The following is a 17,709-nucleotide window of genomic DNA, read 5'->3' as shown; positions in this document are numbered from 1 at the left end:
GTCACAGCCCCGCGCCTCGGGAGGCGTGCCCCCTGAAACGCGGGGAACCCGCCCTCAGCGCGCGTTGAAGTACTTCGCCTCCGGGTGGTGGATGACGATGGCGTCCGTGGACTGTTCCGGGTGGAGCTGGAACTCCTCGGAGAGCTGTACGCCGATCCGCTCGGGCTGGAGCAGCTCGGCGATCTTGGCGCGGTCCTCCAGGTCCGGGCAGGCGCCATAGCCGAGGGAGAAGCGGGCGCCTCGGTACTTGAGCGCGAACATGTCCTCGACATCGGCCGGGTCCTCGCCGGCGAAGCCGAGTTCGGAGCGCACGCGGGCGTGCCAGTACTCGGCGAGGGCCTCGGCCAACTGCACGGACAGACCGTGCAGTTCGAGGTAGTCGCGGTAGGAGTTCGCCTCGAAGAGCTTGGCGGTCTCCTCGCCGATCCGAGAGCCGACCGTGACGACCTGGAGACCGACCACGTCCCTCTCGCCGGACTCCTCCGGACGGAAGAAGTCGGCCAGGCACAGCCGACGGCCGCGGCGCTGGCGCGGGAAGGTGAAGCGGGTGCGTTCGTTGCCCTGCTCGTCCAGGAGGATCAGGTCGTCGTCCTTGGACACGCACGGGAAGTAGCCGTAGACCACGGCCGCCTCCAGCAGATTGCCGGTCTGGAGCTGGTCCAGCAGACCGCGCAGCCGCGGCCGGCCCTCGGTCTCCACCAGCTCCTCATAGGTGGGCCCGTCACCCGTGCGCGCCTGCTTCAGGCCCCACTGACCCTTGAACAGCGCGCCCTCGTCCAGCCAGGACGCGTACTCCTTGAGCTGGATGCCCTTGATGACCCGGGTGCCCCAGAACGGCGGCTCGGGGACCGGGTTGTCGACGGACACGTCCGAGCGGACCGCGCCCTCCTCGGGGCGCTCCTCCACGACCGCCTGGGCGGTGGCCCGTACCCGGCGCTGCTTCAGCTCGGGGAGGCTCGCACCGGGCACCCCGCGCTTGATCCCGATGAGCGAGTCCATCAGGCGCAGGCCCTCGAACGCGTCCCGGGCGTAGCGGACTTCGCCCTCGTAGACCTCGTGCAGGTCCTGCTCAACGTACGCCCTGGTGAGGGCCGCGCCGCCGAGGATCACGGGGTAGTCGGCGGCCAGCTTGCGCTGGTTGAGCTCCTCCAGGTTCTCCTTCATGATCACCGTGGACTTGACCAGCAGCCCCGACATGCCGATGACGTCGGCACGGTGCTCGACCGCGGCCTCCAGGATCGCGGAGACGGGCTGCTTGATGCCGAGGTTGACGACGGTGTAGCCGTTGTTGGACAGGATGATGTCGACGAGGTTCTTGCCGATGTCGTGGACATCGCCGCGCACGGTGGCCAGCACGATGGTGCCCTTGCCCTCGTCGTCGCTCTTCTCCATGTGCGGCTCCAGATGGGCCACCGCGGTCTTCATCACCTCGGCCGACTGGAGCACGAACGGCAGCTGCATCTGGCCGGAGCCGAACAGTTCGCCGACGACCTTCATTCCGTCAAGGAGCGTCTCGTTGACGATGTCGAGGGCCGGGCGCTCCTGGAGGGCGTCGTTCAGGTCCTGTTCGAGGCCGTTCTTCTCGCCGTCGATGATGCGCCGCTTGAGCCGCTCGTCCAGGGGCAGCGCGGCCAGTTCCTCGGCCCGGCCCGCCTTCAGGGACTTCGTCGTCGCGCCCTCGAACAGCGCCATCAGCTTCTGCAGGGGGTCGTAGCCCTCCGCACGCCGGTCGTAGATCAGGTCGAGGGCCGTCTGGACCTGCTCATCGTCGAAGCGCGCGATCGGCAGGATCTTCGACGCGTGCACGATCGCCGAGTCCAGACCCGCCTTCACGCACTCGTCCAGGAAGACCGAGTTGAGCAGGACGCGGGCGGCCGGGTTGAGGCCGAAGGAGATGTTCGACAGGCCCAGCGTGGTCTGCACGTCCGGATGACGCCGCTTCAGCTCACGGATCGCCCCGATCGTCGCGATGCCGTCCTTGCGGGACTCCTCCTGACCGGTGCAGATCGTGAACGTGAGCGTGTCGATGAGGATGTCCGACTCGTGGATGCCCCAGTTCGTCGTCAGGTCCTCGATGAGCCGCTCGGCGATGGCGACCTTGTGCTCGACGGTGCGGGCCTGGCCCTCCTCGTCGATGGTCAGCGCGATCAGCGCGGCGCCGTGCTCCTGCGCCAGCGTGGTGACCTTCGCGAACCGCGACTCGGGGCCGTCACCGTCCTCGTAGTTGACCGAGTTGATGACCGCGCGCCCGCCGAGCTTCTCCAGACCGGCCCGGATGACCGGGACCTCGGTGGAGTCCAGCACGATGGGCAGCGTGGAGGCGGTCGCGAAACGGCCGGCCAGCTCCTCCATGTCCGCGACGCCGTCACGGCCCACGTAGTCGACGCACAGGTCGAGCATGTGCGCGCCCTCGCGGATCTGGTCGCGGGCCATCTCCACACAGTCGTCCCAGCGGCCGTCCAGCATGGCCTCACGGAACTTCTTCGACCCGTTGGCGTTCGTCCGCTCACCGATCGCCATGTACGCGGTGTCCTGGCGGAACGGGACGGTCTGGTAGAGCGAGGCGGCGCCGGGTTCGGGACGCGGGTCGCGCGTCGTCGGCTCCATGCCGCGCACTCGCTCGACGACCTGGCGCAGGTGCTCGGGCGTCGAGCCGCAGCAGCCGCCGACCAGTTGGAGGCCGTAGTCGCGTACGAAGTTCTCCTGCGCGTCGGCCATCTCGGGCGCGGTCAGCGGGAAGTACGCGCCGTCCTTTGTCAGCACCGGCAGGCCCGCGTTCGGCATGCACATCAGCGGCGTACGCGAGTGGCGGGCCAGATAGCGCAGGTGCTCGCTCATCTCGGCCGGGCCGGTCGAGCAGTTCAGGCCGATCAGGTCAATGCCGAGAGGCTCCAGGGCGGTCAGCGCCGCACCGATCTCCGAGCCGAGCAGCATGACGCCCGTGGTCTCGAAGGCGAGCGAGCAGATCAGCGGCACATCGACGCCCAGGGCGTCCATCGCACGGCGCGCGCCGATCAGACTGGACTTGGTCTGGAGCAGGTCCTGCGTGGTCTCCACGATCAGGGCGTCCGCACCACCGGCGAGCAGGCCCTCGGCGTTCTGCTGGTAGCCGTCACGCAGTACGTCGTACGCGATGTGGCCGAGCGACGGCAGCTTGGTGCCCGGACCGATCGAGCCGAGGACCCAGCGCTGGCGACCGTCCTTGGCGCCGAACTCGTCGGCGACCTCGCGGGCGATCCGTGCGCCCGCCTCGGACAGCTCAAAGATCCGGTCGGCGATCTCGTACTCGTTCGCCGCTGAGTGGTTCGAGCCGAAGGTGTTCGTCTCGACGCAGTCGACGCCGACGGCGAAGTACTCCTCGTGGACGGAGCGCACGATGTCGGGGCGGGTGACGTTCAGAATCTCGTTGCAGCCCTCGAGATTCTGGAAATCCTCCAGCGTCGGATCCTGCGCCTGCAGCATCGTGCCCATCGCACCATCGGCCACCACCACACGGGTGGCGAGGGCCTCGCGGAGGGCGTCGGTTCGGGTCCGGCTGTAGGCGGAGGAGGACGAGAGGGACGGGTTCGGCGACGAGGCCATGGAAGATGCTCCCTGGAGTGCGACGGCTGTCGGCTTTGCGCTTCTCATGGAAGGCGCACGCCGCAAGGGTAGCCCGCGGCGGCGCGCCGAGTCAGGTAAGTCCACGGGGCGGACGGGCGAATACGTACGGGACCGGTGCGGCACCAGTGGTGGGGACGCGACCCGCGGCACCGATGGCGATGCGGCTGCAACACATCACGACCACCCATTAGCGGGAGGTCGACCACGACCGGTAATGTTCGGCATTGCCGAACGGTGGCAGTGAAGCGCCGACCGACGGTCCAAGGGGACGGAGGGCAGGACGGCGATGGCACGGAACATCCAGTCGCTCGAACGGGCGGCAGCGATGCTGCGGCTGCTCGCGGGCGGCGAGCGGCGGCTCGGCCTGTCGGACATCGCCTCGTCGCTCGGCCTGGCCAAGGGTACGGCCCACGGCATTCTGCGCACGCTGCAGCAGGAGGGCTTCGTCGAGCAGGACCCGGCGTCCGGGCGCTACCAGCTGGGCGCCGAGCTGCTGCGCCTGGGCACCACGTATCTCGACGTGCACGAGCTGCGGGCGCGCGCGCTGGTGTGGACGGACGACCTCGCCCGGTCGAGCGGGGAGAGCGTCTATCTCGGGGTCCTGCACCAGCAGGGCGTGCTGATCGTGCACCACGTGTTCCGGCCCGACGACAGCCGGCAGGTGCTGGAGGTCGGGGCCATGCAGCCGCTGCACTCCACGGCGCTGGGCAAGGTCCTGTCGGCCTACGACCCGGTGGCGCACAGCGAGGTCCTGGAGGCCGAGCGCAAGCAGTTCACGGCCCGCACGACGAGCGAGGCGGCGGCGTTCGAGGGCGTCCTCGACCTCACCCGCGCGCGCGGGTACGCGGCCGACATCGAGGAGACCTGGACGGGCGTGGCCTCGGTGGCCGCACCCATCCACAACCAGCGGCGGATGCCGGTCGGCGCGGTGGGCGTCACCGGGGCGGTGGAGCGGGTCTGCAAGGACGGCGAGCTGCGTCCCGATCTGATCGCGGCGGTCCGCGACTGCGCCCGCGCGGTGTCCCGGGATCTGGGCGCCGGACGGTTCTGAGGTTCGCGGCGGACCCCGTACGTACAGAACAGCGGACCCCGTATGTACAGAACAGCGGACTCCAAGCTGACTCCATACGGAACAAGGCCGGTACGTCGACGACGTGCCGGCCTTTTGACGTGTTCCGGCGGCCACACAACGTGCCAGCTCGCACGCGGTGCGCGGCCGTTCCGGGATCGACGCCTCACCGTCATCAGTAACGATCGCGTTTTCGGTAACGGAAGCCTTGACGAGGTGGTAACGAGAGAGCGAGACTCGCGTCCATCGGTCGGCATTGTCGAACACCTACCGGCAATACGCGTTAGAGTGTCGCAACGCCACGGGCCGGTAACAACCTCAGCTGAGGTCGCGGACCACCGGAGGGACCCGGGGTTCGCCTTCCCCTGGACGAAGGACAAAGGAGTCGCGGGTGTCCAGCTCCGACATCTTCATCGGCGAGACCATCGGTACCGCCATACTCATCCTGCTCGGCGGCGGTGTCTGCGCCGCCGTCACGCTGAAGGCCTCCAAGGCACGCAACGCCGGATGGCTCGCCATCACCTTCGGGTGGGGTTTCGCGGTACTGACCGCCGTGTACACCTCGGCGCCTCTCTCCGGTGCCCATCTGAACCCGGCCGTGACCCTCGCGATCGCCATCAAGGACGACGCCTGGAGCAATGTCCTGACCTACTGGTCGGGCCAGATGTTCGGCGCCATGATCGGTGCGGCGCTGGTGTGGGTCGCCTACTACGGCCAGTTCCACGCGCACCTCACCGACCGCGAGATCGTGGGCGGTCCGGGTGCGCAGGACATCAAGTCCGTGGAGGCGCGGGAGGCCAAGGCGGGCCCGGTGCTCGGCATCTTCTCCACCGGTCCGGAGGTCCGGGTCGTGTGGCAGAACCTCGCCACGGAGATCATCGGCACGATCGTGCTGGTGCTCGCGGTGCTCACGCAGGGTCTGAACGACAGCGGCAAGGGTCTCGGCACGCTGGGCGCGCTGGTCACCGCCCTGGTCGTCGTCAGTATCGGTCTCTCGCTCGGTGGCCCGACGGGGTACGCCATCAACCCGGCCCGTGACCTCGGCCCGCGTATCGTGCACGCGCTGCTGCCCCTGCCCAACAAGGGCGGTTCCGACTGGAGCTATGCCTGGATCCCGGTCGTCGGTCCGCTCATCGGCGGAGCGATCGCCGCAGGCCTCTACAACGTCGCTTTTGCTTAGAGCCGTTCATCCGCTCGGGGTCGGCGTCCGTCCGGTACGGGAAGGACGCCGACTCGGAGCCGAGAGCAATACGCCGTAAGCCAGCCCCTTTATCCACGGACTTCAGGAGCACACCGTGACCGACGCGCAGACCGCCGCCACGCATTCCCACGGCACCGGCCCGTTCATCGCCGCCATCGACCAGGGCACCACCTCCAGCCGCTGCATCGTCTTCGACCGCGACGGACGCATCGTCTCCGTGGACCAGAAGGAGCACGAGCAGATCTTCCCGAAGCCGGGCTGGGTCGAGCACAACGCCACCGAGATCTGGACCAACGTCCAGGAAGTCGTCGCCAGTGCCATCGAGAAGGCCGGCATCACCCGCGACGACATCAAGGCCATCGGCATCACCAACCAGCGCGAGACGACGCTGCTGTGGGACAAGAACACCGGTGAGCCCGTCCACAACGCCCTCGTCTGGCAGGACACCCGCACCGACGCGCTCTGCAAGGAACTGGGCCGCAACGTGGGCCAGGACCGCTTCCGCCGTGAGACGGGCCTTCCCCTCGCCTCGTACTTCGCCGGTCCGAAGGCCCGCTGGCTGCTCGACAACGTCGAGGGCCTGCGCGAGCGCGCCGAGGCCGGCGACATCCTCTTCGGCACCATGGACTCCTGGGTCATCTGGAACCTGACGGGCGGTGTGAACGGCGGCCATCACGTCACCGACGTCACCAATGCCTCCCGCACGATGCTGATGAACCTGCACACCATGCAGTGGGACCCGAAGATCGCCGAGTCCATCGGTGTCCCGCTGGCGATGCTGCCCGAGATCCGCTCCTCCGCCGAGGTGTACGGCGAGATCACCGGTGGCAGGCTGGGCGATCTGCTCGGCGGCATCCCGGTCGCCTCCGCGCTCGGCGACCAGCAGGCGGCCCTGTTCGGCCAGACCTGTTTCTCCGAGGGCGAGGCCAAGTCCACGTACGGCACCGGCACGTTCATGCTGATGAACACCGGTGACAAGCTCATCAACTCGTACAGCGGGCTGCTGACCACCGTCGGGTACCAGATCGGCGACCAGAAGCCGGTCTACGCCCTTGAGGGGTCCATCGCCGTCACCGGCTCGCTCGTCCAGTGGATGCGCGACCAGATGGGTCTGATCAAGTCCGCCGCCGAGATCGAGACGCTCGCGCTGTCGGTCGAGGACAACGGCGGCGCGTACTTCGTGCCGGCCTTCTCCGGTCTGTTCGCCCCCTACTGGCGTCCCGACGCCCGCGGTGTGATCGCCGGTCTGACCCGGTACGTCACCAAGGCGCACATCGCGCGCGCCGTCCTGGAGGCCACGGCCTGGCAGACCCGTGAGATCAGCGACGCCATGACGAAGGACTCCGGCGTCGAGCTCACGGCTCTCAAGGTCGACGGCGGCATGACCTCCAACAACCTGCTGATGCAGACCCTGGCCGACGTCCTGGACGCCCCCGTGGTGCGCCCGATGGTCGCCGAGACCACCTGCCTCGGCGCCGCCTATGCCGCCGGTCTCGCCGTCGGCTTCTGGACCAACACCGAGGACCTGCGCGCCAACTGGCGCAGGGCCGCCGAGTGGACCCCGAACATGGCCGCGGAGACCCGCGACCGTGAGTACAAGAGCTGGCTCAAGGCCGTCGAGCGGACCATGGGCTGGCTCGAAGACGACGCTGACTAGGAGTAATTCGCGATGACCACCCTGCAGAGTGTCCCGGCTCTTGGGACGCGTCCGGCCAACGGTTCCGCCGTGTTCCGTTCGAACGCGGTGAGCCGCGCCGAGACCCGGGAGCAGCTGTCCAAGGCGGCATACGACCTCCTGGTGATCGGTGGCGGGATTCTGGGCATCTCCACCGCCTGGCATGCCGCACAGTCGGGCCTGCGGGTGGCCCTGGTCGACGCCGGCGACTTCGCCGGCGCGACCTCCTCCGCCTCCTCCAAGCTGCTCCACGGCGGTCTGCGCTATCTGCAGACCGGCGCGGTGAAGCTGGTGGCGGAGAACCACTTCGAGCGCCGTGCGGTCTCCCGTCAGGTGGCCCCCCACCTGGCGAATCCGCTCACGTTCTACCTCCCCGTGTACAAGGGCGGGCCGCACGGCGCGGCGAAGCTCGGGGCGGGCGTCTTCGCCTACTCCGCACTGTCGGCGTTCGGCGACGGAGTGGGGCATCTGCTGAGCCCGTCGAAGGCGGCGCGGGACGTGCCCGAACTGCGTACGGACAACCTCAAGGCCGTGGCCGTGTACGGCGACGACCAGATGAACGACTCCCGGATGGCGCTGATGACGGTCCGCGCGGCCGTCGAGTCCGGTGCCACCGTGCTCAACCACGCCGAGGTAACGGGCCTGCGCTTCACCCGGGGCCGGGTGACCGGCGCGGAGCTCAAGGACCGGCTCTCCGGTGACGAGTTCGGCGTGTCGGCGCGCCTCGTGCTGAACGCGACCGGGCCGTGGGTCGACCACCTGCGGAAGATGGAGGACGAGCACGCGGCTCCGTCCATCCGGCTGTCGAAGGGCGCGCACCTGGTCCTCAAGCGCACCGCCCCCTGGCGGGCCGCGCTGGCCACGCCGATCGACAAGTACCGCATCACCTTCGCCCTCCCCTGGGAGGACATGCTGCTGCTCGGCACGACCGACGAGGAGTACGAGGGCGACCCGGCGGACGTCGCGGTCAACGAGAAGGACATATCCCAGATACTGGACGAGGCCGCGTTCTCCATCCGCGACCAGCAGCTCTCGCGCGATCTGATCGCGTACTCCTTCGCCGGGCTGCGGGTGCTGCCCGGCGGTCCGGGCGACACGTCGAAGGCCAAGCGGGAGACGGTCGTCACCGAGGGCCGGGGCGGCATGCTGTCCGTCGCGGGCGGCAAGTGGACGACCTTCCGGCACATCGGCCGTACGGTCATGAAGCAGTTGGAGTCGCTGCCGGGCCGTCCGCTGGGCAAGGACTTCGAGCCGATCTCCGAGCTGCCGAAGAAGCTGCCGCTGCCGGGGGTCGCCAACCCGCGCGCGGTCGCGCACCGGCTCCTGGTCGACGGTTCGGCGCCCGGTCCGCGGATGGCCGCCGACACCGCCAGGCACCTGGCCACGCACTACGGTTCGCTGGCCTTCGACATCGCGCGCCTCGCGGACGACCACCCGGAGCTGAGCGAGCGCGTCCACCCGGACGCTCCCGAGATCTGGGCGCAGGTCGTGTACGCCCGTGACAACGAGTGGGCCGAGACCGCGGACGACGTACTGCGCCGCCGTACGACGCTGACGATCCGCGGGCTCGCGACGGACGACGTGCGGGCCAAGGTGCAGGACCTGCTCGACAACAAGTAGACGTCCGCGTCGAGTTGAGGGCGGCTGCCGAGAGGCGGCCGCCCTTCGGCGTACGTGCCGGGCCGCCCGCTGCGTACGGACTTCCCGCTTCCCACGGTCTTCCCTCTCCCTACGGTCCCCCTCTCCGTACGATCTTCAGTATGCAGAGCACTTTTGACGGATCGTCAGCAGCTGGCGGCGTCTCATGACTCGGGACCTGGCACCCATCACGCGCATCCCCCGCACCGGGCTGCCGCCGCACGCCGTCGTGGTCGGCGACCCGGCGCGCGCCGCCTTCGTGGCCGCGCTGCTCGACGGCGCCGAGGAGGTCTCGCACCACCGCGAATACCGTGTGTTCAGGGGGAGTTGGAAGGGGCTGCCGGTGCTCGTCGGCTCGCACGGGGTCGGTGCGCCGGGTGCGGTCCTGCTCTTCCAGGAGCTGGCGGACGCGGGGGTCCACACCTTCCTGCGGTTCGGCACCGCGGGTGCGATGCGGTCCGGCATCCGGGACGGCGACCTGGTCATAGCGGAGGCGGCCGTACGCGACGACGGGGTGACCCAGCAGCTGGTGCCGCCCGAGTATCCGGCGGTGGCGGCGCCCGAGGCGGTGCTCGCGCTCCAGCGGGCGGCGCGCGAGCAGGGCGCCGCGCACCACCGGGGCATCGTGTGGACGCGGGCCGCCTTCCAGCCGGGGCTGATACCCCTGACCTGGTACGACGGGGCGGGGCTCGCGGCGATCGAGATGGAGCTGTCCGGGCTGTACGTGACGGCTTCGCTGCGCGGGCTGACCGCGGGCGGCGTGCTCGTGATCGACGGCGTGAACGCGGACGAACTCGTCGACGAGGCGGCCACCGGCGGGTACGACCCGCACCGGGACATCGTCGCGACCGGCATGGAGCGCGGCGGCGTGGTCGCGCTCGAAGCCCTGCGGCTGCTCGCGGAGGGGGACGCGAGATGACGGCGTCCGCCACGTCCGCCGCATCCGGACCGGGTGAGGCGGGCCGGCGGGCCGATCCGGTCGTCCTGGAGGGGCGGATCCTGACGCACGGCCGTACGCTCACGACGCTCGACGAGGCCGCGGCGCTTGCGGACCTGGCGGCCCTCGTGTCACCGTCCGACCTGGGGTGATCGTGATCGTCACGACGGGGCTCTCCGGGGCGACGGAAACCGCATAATGAGACATCGGATGTCTGAGCGACACATCTGATCCGACAGGGAGGCCCGCCATGGCAGTCACCGACGAGGCGATCGAAAAGATCAAGGGAATGATCGTCTCCGGCGCGCTGAGCCCCGGCGACCGGCTTCCCAAGGAGAGCGAGCTCGCCGCCGACCTGGGCCTGTCCCGCAACTCCCTGCGCGAGGCGGTACGGGCGCTCTCCCTGATCCGCATCCTGGACGTGCGGCAGGGCGACGGCACGTACGTCACGAGCCTGGACCCGCAACTCCTCCTCGAAGCGCTGAGTTTCGTCGTGGACTTCCACCGCGACGACACGGTCCTGGAGTTCCTCGCGGTACGCCGCATCCTGGAACCGGCCGCGACGGCGATGGCGGCACTGCGGATCAGCGAGCAGCAACTCAATGCGCTCACCGCCCAGTTGGACGCGCTCGGCGACGCGCCCTCGGTGGAGGAACTCGTCGCCTGCGACCTGGAGTTCCACCGGGGCATCGTCCAGTCCTCCGGCAACTCGGTGCTCTGCTCCCTCCTCGACGGCCTGTCCGGTCCCACCACCCGCGCCCGCATCTGGCGCGGCCTGACCCAGGAGGACGCGGTCAGCCGCACCCTCCACGAGCACCGCGCGATCCTCAGCGCGCTGCGCGACCGCGACGCGGAGGCGGCCCGCTCCTGGGCGACCGTGCACATCGCGAGCGTGGAGCAGTGGCTGCGCTCGACGTTGTGAACTCCCGGAACATCGGACCTCTGGCGGTCGTCCGAGATACGGCCCCCTCGAAACAACGTCCGAGCCCGCGGTCGACGTTGGCCCGGGACAGCTCGGATTGCTTCGGATGACTTCGGATGACTGCTGGGTGTTCGGAGGTGGCGAACGGGGCAGTGATGCGATCACTCCCCCCGTACGAGGGGGCTGCGGACGCCCCCCGCGCAAGCCGTAAGGTTGGGGCGTACGTGAGGGCACGTCGGAAGGAGGCGCTGGGTGATCGAGCTCGAGGGGGTTCCCGAGCTGGTCGACCCGGTCATGGTGGCCGCGTTCGAGGGCTGGAACGACGCCGGCGACGCCGCCTCGACCGCGGTCGCGCATCTGGACAGGGAGTGGAAGGGCGAGGTGTTCGCGGCGCTCGACGCCGAGGACTACTACGACTTCCAGGTGAACCGCCCGACCGTGTGGCTGGACGGCGGTGTACGCAAGGTCACCTGGCCGACGACAAGGTTGTCAGTGGTCCGGGTCGGCGGTGACAAGCCGCGGGACCTGGTGCTGGTGAGGGGCATCGAGCCGTCGATGCGCTGGCGCTCGTTCTGCAACGAACTGCTCGGTTTCGCGCATGAACTGGGCGTCGAGCTGGTCGTCATCCTGGGCGCCCTGCTGGGCGACACCCCCCACACCCGTCCGGTCCCGGTCAGCGGAGTCACGTCCGACTCGGACCTGGCCCGCACGATGGACCTGGAGGAGACCAAGTACGAGGGCCCCACGGGCATCGTCGGCATCCTCCAGGAGGCGTGCACGCACGCGGGCGTACCGGCGGTGTCGCTGTGGGCAGCCGTGCCGCACTACGTCTCGCAGCCACCGAACCCGAAGGCGACGCTGGCCCTCCTCAACCGCCTGGAGGACCTCATCGACATGCGGATCCCGCTGGGCGAGCTGCCCGAGGACGCGCGGGCCTGGCAGCTGGGCGTGGACCAGCTGGCCGCCGAGGACAGCGAGGTCGCGGAGTACGTACAGACGCTGGAGGAGGCCCGGGACACCGCCGAGCTGCCGGAGGCGTCGGGCGAGGCGATCGCCCGCGAGTTCGAGCGGTATCTGCGCCGCCGGGACGGGAGCGGTCCGGCATCGCCGCCCGGCAGCCATGCCACGGAGAGCGGCGATCCCGCCACGTATCTCCGGGACAGCCCGAGCGGTCGCACCCGGCCGCCGAGGCGGCAGCGGCCGGAGGCCGAGGTGACGGACGGCGCCGCCGCCGACGACACTGACGACGCCTCCGGCTCCTCGGACGACTCGTCGGACCCGACAGAGGCGTCCGGTCCCTCGGACGACTCGGACGCCGACTCCTCGGATTCCGGCTCTGCGGATTCCTCGGAGGACTGACCAGGCGAAGGGGCGGCGCGCGTCGGGCGCACCGCCCCCAGGGCGTGTCTGTCAGACGGGCCTGTCTGACAGACAGGCCCTGGCGTGTCACACCTGACGCACCGCCACCACGTCGTAGTCCGTGTCGGGCGTCGGCTCGACATCGAAGCGTGCGTTCGGCAGGTAGAGGCGGTCGCCCCACGCCGCGGCCGTCGTCGGGATACGGAAGCGCGGGTCGGTGATCCGGGTGATCGCCGTGCCCCTGGTGCCGGCGGAGTTCAGCCGGAACACGTCGATCGCGTTCTGCTGTTGCTGGACGACGTAGAGGGTCCGGCCGAGGAGCAACAGCCCGTCGCCGTTGGGGATCCTGGCGCCGCCGAGGTCGACCGCGGCGGCGGCTCCGGTGCGCGGGTCGACCCGCATCAGCGAGCCGCCGTCGGCGAAGACGTTCACCACCAGGAGCGCGCTGCCGTCCGGTGTGCGCTCGATCCCGTTGGCGCTGAAGTCCGGGCCCTGCTGCCAGTCGCCGCCGAGCGGCACGGTCGTGACGGCCCCGGGCCTCCCGTGCCGGTCGAGCGCGAGCCGGTAGAGCTGAGCCGCGAAGGAGTCGGTGAACCAGGCGGCGCCCGGCGTGAGGATCACGTCGTTCACGAAGGAGCCGCCGACGGCGTACGTCTTCTCGATCCTCCCCGTACGGACGTCGACGGTACGCAGATCACCGCCGGCCCCGCCGCTGATGAACAGCCTGCCGTGCCGGTCGATCTTCAGGCCCACGCTGGGGTGTCCGGCGCCGGGGCCCTCGCTGATGACGGTGCCGCGCCCGGTGGCGAGGCTCGCGCGGTAGATGTCGCCGTTGGCCAGCGATCCGAAGTACGCGAACGGGGCCGAGCCGATGGCTATGCCCTCCGGCTGGAAGCCGTTCGGCAGCGACAACTGCGTCGGCGGGCCCTTCCGCAAGCCCTGCCGCGGCCCCTTCCGTGGCCCTGCTTCGGCGTTTCGGCCGCGTGTGCCGTACCGCCGAGGAGCGCCGCTCCTCCCAGGGCGGCGGCCGTGGTGAGGAGTCTTCGACGTGCGAAGGAACGGTCTGCGAGTGCCACTGTGCGTCCTTCCACAAGAGGGCCGGCAGATGACCGGCCCGACGGTCAACAGACGCTGACACCCCATCACATGACACCCGTCTCCGCATTCTTTGGCCGGATTGTGGCGTGACATCTGTTTCAGGACGGATTGCACACGGTACCCAATTCAACTTGTACTCAAACTCAGTTGGCCAACTCGGGGGTGGACGAGTCGGTCGGGGAGGAGCAAGGTGTGCCCCGAAGGACACGACCGGACGGAAGGGAGCGGCACGCGATGACCGACCAGGTACAGCCGGCGCAGGGCCCGGGAGCGTCCGGGCCAGGGCCTGACGGAGCGGGATTCACCTACCGAGGAGCCGAGCAGGAACTGATCGTCGTCGCACGGCCCGAGGCCCGGCTGCGCGCCGAGGCCGACGGAGTCCGTTCGGCGGCCGGCGCCGACGTGTCGGCACTGAACATGTTCCTCAGCGACGAACAGCTCGCCCTGCAACCGCTGTTCGGCAGCGAGGAGCGACTGCAGTCGGCGGCGCCGCCCCCGGCCTCGGGCGACGGGACACTGCCCGATCTCGGGCTCTTCTACCGGGTGCGCGGCGTCGAGAGCCGGGCGCAGGAGCTGCGTTCGCGGATCGCGGCACTGCCCGAGATCGCCACCGCCTATGTGAAGCCGGGTGCCGTACCGGCCTCGGTGGGGTCCGTCGGACACAGCACCGACGAGAGCCGGCGGCGCAAGGAAGGCGCCCCTGTCACACCCGACTTCACCAGCCGTCAGGGCTACTTGCGCCCCGCGCCCGAGGGCGTGGACGCGTACTGGGCCTGGCAGCGGCCCGGCGGGTCCGGCCAGGGCGTCACCGTGATCGACGTGGAGGGCGCCTGGCAGCTCGGTCACGAGGACCTGGCCGCGAAACTGGCGGGTGTCGTGGTCGGCACCCCGATCCAGGACCTCGCCTGGCGCAACCACGGTACCGCCGTCATCGGTGTGATCGGCGGCGACCGCAATGAGTACGGGATCACCGGCATCGTGCCGGACACCGTGACCGCGGCCGCGTCCTTCCACGGCATCGGCACCGCTGCCGCGATCCACGCGGCGGCCGACCGGCTGAGCGCCGGGGACATCATCCTGATCGAACTGCACCGCCCGGGACCGCGGTTCGACTTCCAGACGCGCGACGACCAGCGCGGCTACATCGCGCTGGAATGGTGGCCGGACGACTTTGCGGCCATCCGGTACGCCACCGCCAAGGGTGTCCTCGTGGTGGAGGCCGCGGGCAACGGCGGGGAGTCCCTCGACGACGCGGTGTACGAGCGCCGGCCCGACGAGTTCCCCGAGTGGTGGCGCAACCCCTTCAACCCGTCCAACCGGTCCTCCGGCGCGATCGTGGTCGGCGCGGGCGCGCCGCCGCCCGGCACCCACGGCCGCGACCACGGCCCGGACCGCTCGCGGCTGGCGTTCTCCGACTACGGGGCGCGGGTGGACGCGCAGGGCTGGGGCCGTGAGGTCACCACGACCGGCGGCTTCTGGGACAAGCCCGGCGATCTGCAGGGCGGCGCCGAGGAGATCGCCTGGTTCACCGACACGTTCTCCGGGACCTCGTCCGCCTCCCCGGTGGTGGTCGGCGCTCTGGCCGCCTTGCAGGGCATGCTCAGGACGGCGGGCCAGGAGCCGATGTTCCCGGAGCGGGCGCGCGAGGTGCTGCGGGCCACGGGCTCCCCGCAGCAGGACGCACCGGGCCGGCCCGCGTCGCAGCGGATCGGCAACCGGCCCGACATCAAGGCGGCGGTCGCCCATCTGCTGCCGGAGGCGGTCGGCTCGGGCCAGGCCGAGCGGTACTGGGACGAGTTGCTGCCGTATCCGCGTGAACTCCCGCCCAGGCTCCGGCTGTTCGTGGCCGGCGGCTGGCGGAACCTGAACCACCCGTCCGCCGAGATCCGCCAGGCGGTGCACTCCGCCTTCGCGGGCGGACGGCCCGACGTACGTGTCTGGTTCTCGGACGACGAGATCGTCGGCCTGGTCGTCACGGGCTGACGCGATCGCCCGTCCCACAAGAACCGCCCGGCCCACAAGAACTGACCGTCCCCAAAACCCGACGGTCGCGCAAGAACCGACCATCGCTCAACGATCAACGAATCAACCATCGCTCAACGATTGAGGGAAGGTGGCACCCGCATGAGCACCACCCCGCAGATGAGCCAACTGGAACAGCAGCAGGGCCGGCAAGTTCAGCAGCAGGGCGCGAGCACGGCGCCCCCGCAGCAGCACGGGCAGGGTCAGCAGCAGGGCTTCGGCCAGCAGATCCCGTTCGGGCAGCAGCAACAGCAGCCCTTCGGCCAGCAGATGCAGCAGCCGTACGGCCAGCAGGGCATCGGTCAGCAGCAGATTCCCCAGCACCCGCAGCAGCAGGTTCCTCAGCACCTGCACCAGCAGCTTCAGCAGCTCGGCCAGCAGCAGCCGTTCCAGCAGTTGCTTCAGCAGCTCGGCGGGCAGCAGCAACAGCAAGGCCAGGGCCAGCCGCTGATCGTGCGCAGCGCGGTCGAGGCCGCGGCGCTGACGAGCGGTGTGGCCGAGCACTTCTGGGACGTCGTCACACCGCTCCCGGGCCAGCCGTCGATCCTCTACCTGTACATCAACCAGGGCTGGCGCCCGCTGGTCAACCCGAACCAGGTGACGCACGACGAGGTCCAGGAGGCTTTCGCCTTCGGCCAGCAGGTCATCGGGATCTACGACTCCACGAGCAACACGCTCCAGGCCGTCATCGTGAACAAGTAGCACCGAACGGCACGACGGACGATCCACCGCACAGAGGGCGCCGGGCGGGCAACGACCCGTCCGGCGCCCGGCGTTGCTACAGCGCCACGCCCAACAGGGCGTCCACGGCTCGGGACACGACGCCGGGGGCGCCCTCGTCCGTACCGCCCCGCTCGTCCTGGAGCACGGCCCAGCGGTCGACGGCCGCGAGCGCGGCCGGCGCGTCCAGGTCGTTCGCGAGGGCCGCGCGGATCTCCTCGACGAGTGCCTCGGCGGACGGGCCGTCGGGCCGCGACACGGCGGCCCGCCAGCGGTCGAGGCGCGCGAGGGCGTCCTGGAGCACCTGGCCGGTCCACTCCCAGTCGGCCCGGTAGTGGTGCGAGAGCAGGGCGAGCCGGATGGCCGCCGGGTCGACTCCCTCGCGCCGGAGCGTCGACACGAAGACGAGATTGCCCTTGGACTTGGACATCTTCTCGCCGTCGAGCGCGACCATGCCGGCGTGCACGTACGCCTTGGCCATCGGGAACTCGCCGGTCAGCGCCTGCGCGTGGGAGGCGCCCATCTCGTGGTGCGGGAAGGCGAGGTCGGAGCCGCCGCCCTGCACGTCGAAGCCCATGCCCAGATGGTCGAGCGCGATCGCGACGCACTCGATGTGCCAGCCGGGCCGGCCGCGCCCGAGCGAGGCGCCGTCCCAGCTCGGCTGGCCCTCGCGGGCGGCCATCCACAGCATCGGGTCGAGCGCGTTCTTCTTGCCCGGACGGTCCGGGTCGCCGCCGCGCTCGGCGGACAGCAGCCGCATCGCCGCCGCGTCCAGGTTGGACACCCTGCCGAAGTGCGGGTCGGCCTCGACGGAGAAGTAGACGTCCCCTTCGAGTTCGTACGCCGCGCCCACGTCCCGCAGCCGCTCGACGAGCGGCACGATCCCGGGTATCGCCTCGACGGCGCCGATGTAGTGCTTCGGGGGCAGCATCCGCAGGGCGGTCATGTCCTCGCGGAACAGGGTGGTCTCCTTCTCGGCGAGGGAGACCCAGTCGACGTTGTCCCGCGCGGCGCGCTCCAGCAGCGGGTCGTCGACGTCCGTCACGTTCTGGACGTAGTGAACCTGCCGCTTGGTGTCGAGCCACACGCGCTGAACGAGGTCGAACGCGTTGTAGGTCGCCGCGTGACCCAGATGGGTCGCGTCGTACGGAGTGATGCCGCAGACGTAGATACGGGCGACGGGACCGGGGTCGAGGGTCACAGGACCACCGGTCGCGGTGTCGTGGATCCGGAGGTCGTGGCCCCTGCCGGGCAGGGCGGGGACGTCAGAAGCGGGCCAGGCATGCATGTCCTGAGCCTAACCGGACGGATGTTCCGTATACGAACCGGACCGGGCCTGATGGCCTAGAAGGCCCTCTTGCGTACGGATCCGGGGTGTGTGTCGCCGCCCACCGGAGCTGTGCGTGCCGACGACCGAACCCGTGCACGTCGGCTGCCGGAGTGTGTGCCGTCAGCTACCGGAGCC

The 17,709-nt window shown here is 70.0% G+C and carries 14 protein-coding genes; 10 read left to right on the top strand and 4 right to left on the bottom strand.

Going from position 1 to position 17,709, the window contains the following annotated elements; genetic code table 11:
• Positions 1-54: 54 nt before the first annotated feature.
• The gene (gene metH, locus OHA11_RS38455; protein ID WP_266504331.1) at positions 55-3,582 is read right to left on the bottom strand and encodes a methionine synthase; all 3,528 of its coding nucleotides are present in this window, start codon (positions 3,580-3,582) and stop codon (positions 55-57) included.
• Positions 3,583-3,889: 307 nt separating this feature from the next.
• On the opposite strand from metH, the gene OHA11_RS38450 reads away from it, so the two are divergent.
• The 8 genes from OHA11_RS38450 (at position 3,890) to OHA11_RS38415 (ending at position 12,404) form a co-directional block, all read left to right on the top strand.
• Positions 3,890-4,654, top strand: a complete 765-nt coding sequence (locus OHA11_RS38450) for an IclR family transcriptional regulator (RefSeq protein ID WP_266504328.1) — start codon at positions 3,890-3,892, stop codon at positions 4,652-4,654.
• A 409-nt stretch (positions 4,655-5,063) separates the two neighbouring features.
• Entirely contained in the window at positions 5,064-5,852 is a 789-nt protein-coding gene (locus tag OHA11_RS38445; protein WP_266504326.1) for an MIP/aquaporin family protein, read from the top strand.
• Between the two features lie 115 nt (positions 5,853-5,967).
• Entirely contained in the window at positions 5,968-7,530 is a 1,563-nt protein-coding gene (gene glpK, locus OHA11_RS38440; protein WP_266504323.1) for a glycerol kinase GlpK, read from the top strand.
• 12 nt (positions 7,531-7,542) lie between these two features.
• Positions 7,543-9,168 (top strand): glycerol-3-phosphate dehydrogenase/oxidase, encoded by a 1,626-nt coding sequence (locus tag OHA11_RS38435; RefSeq protein WP_266504320.1) that lies wholly within the window; start codon positions 7,543-7,545, stop codon positions 9,166-9,168.
• Between the two features lie 184 nt (positions 9,169-9,352).
• Positions 9,353-10,105 carry a nucleoside phosphorylase gene (locus OHA11_RS38430; protein WP_266504317.1) on the top strand — a complete coding sequence of 251 codons (753 nt, stop codon included), beginning with the start codon at positions 9,353-9,355 and terminating at the stop codon, positions 10,103-10,105.
• On the top strand, positions 10,102-10,275 hold the full coding sequence (locus OHA11_RS38425; RefSeq protein WP_266504314.1) for a hypothetical protein: 174 nt from the start codon (positions 10,102-10,104) through the stop codon (positions 10,273-10,275). The genes OHA11_RS38430 and OHA11_RS38425 overlap by 4 nt, the downstream gene beginning before the upstream one ends.
• A gap of 98 nt (positions 10,276-10,373) precedes the next feature.
• Entirely contained in the window at positions 10,374-11,045 is a 672-nt protein-coding gene (locus OHA11_RS38420; protein ID WP_266504311.1) for a FadR/GntR family transcriptional regulator, read from the top strand.
• 252 nt (positions 11,046-11,297) lie between these two features.
• On the top strand, positions 11,298-12,404 hold the full coding sequence (locus OHA11_RS38415; RefSeq protein ID WP_266504309.1) for a PAC2 family protein: 1,107 nt from the start codon (positions 11,298-11,300) through the stop codon (positions 12,402-12,404).
• A gap of 87 nt (positions 12,405-12,491) precedes the next feature.
• Here OHA11_RS38415 and OHA11_RS38410 read toward each other — a convergent pair whose 3' ends face one another.
• Positions 12,492-13,340, bottom strand: a complete 849-nt coding sequence (locus tag OHA11_RS38410) for an SMP-30/gluconolactonase/LRE family protein (RefSeq protein ID WP_266504306.1) — start codon at positions 13,338-13,340, stop codon at positions 12,492-12,494.
• A 396-nt stretch (positions 13,341-13,736) separates the two neighbouring features.
• On the opposite strand from OHA11_RS38410, the gene OHA11_RS38405 reads away from it, so the two are divergent.
• On the top strand, positions 13,737-15,485 hold the full coding sequence (locus OHA11_RS38405; RefSeq protein WP_266504304.1) for a S8 family peptidase: 1,749 nt from the start codon (positions 13,737-13,739) through the stop codon (positions 15,483-15,485).
• A 102-nt stretch (positions 15,486-15,587) separates the two neighbouring features.
• Here OHA11_RS38405 and OHA11_RS38400 read toward each other — a convergent pair whose 3' ends face one another.
• On the bottom strand, positions 15,588-16,028 hold the full coding sequence (locus OHA11_RS38400) for a hypothetical protein (protein ID WP_266504302.1): 441 nt from the start codon (positions 16,026-16,028) through the stop codon (positions 15,588-15,590).
• Here OHA11_RS38400 and OHA11_RS38395 point away from each other — a divergent pair.
• Positions 16,017-16,226, top strand: coding sequence for a hypothetical protein (locus OHA11_RS38395; protein WP_266504300.1), 210 nt, complete (start codon positions 16,017-16,019; stop codon positions 16,224-16,226). The genes OHA11_RS38400 and OHA11_RS38395 overlap by 12 nt on opposite strands.
• Positions 16,227-16,302: 76 nt before the next feature.
• On the opposite strand, the gene mshC is transcribed toward OHA11_RS38395, so the two are convergent.
• Positions 16,303-17,532 carry a cysteine--1-D-myo-inosityl 2-amino-2-deoxy-alpha-D-glucopyranoside ligase gene (gene mshC / locus OHA11_RS38390; protein WP_266504297.1) on the bottom strand — a complete coding sequence of 410 codons (1,230 nt, stop codon included), beginning with the start codon at positions 17,530-17,532 and terminating at the stop codon, positions 16,303-16,305.
• Positions 17,533-17,709: the final 177 nt, after the last annotated feature.

Origin of the sequence: Streptomyces sp. NBC_00878 (assembly GCF_026341515.1) — a bacterium.
Taxonomy (GTDB): Bacteria; Actinomycetota; Actinomycetes; order Streptomycetales; family Streptomycetaceae; genus Streptomyces.
The sequence above is the reverse complement of the archived record's forward strand: the minus strand, read 5'-3'. Positions and strand labels throughout refer to the sequence as shown.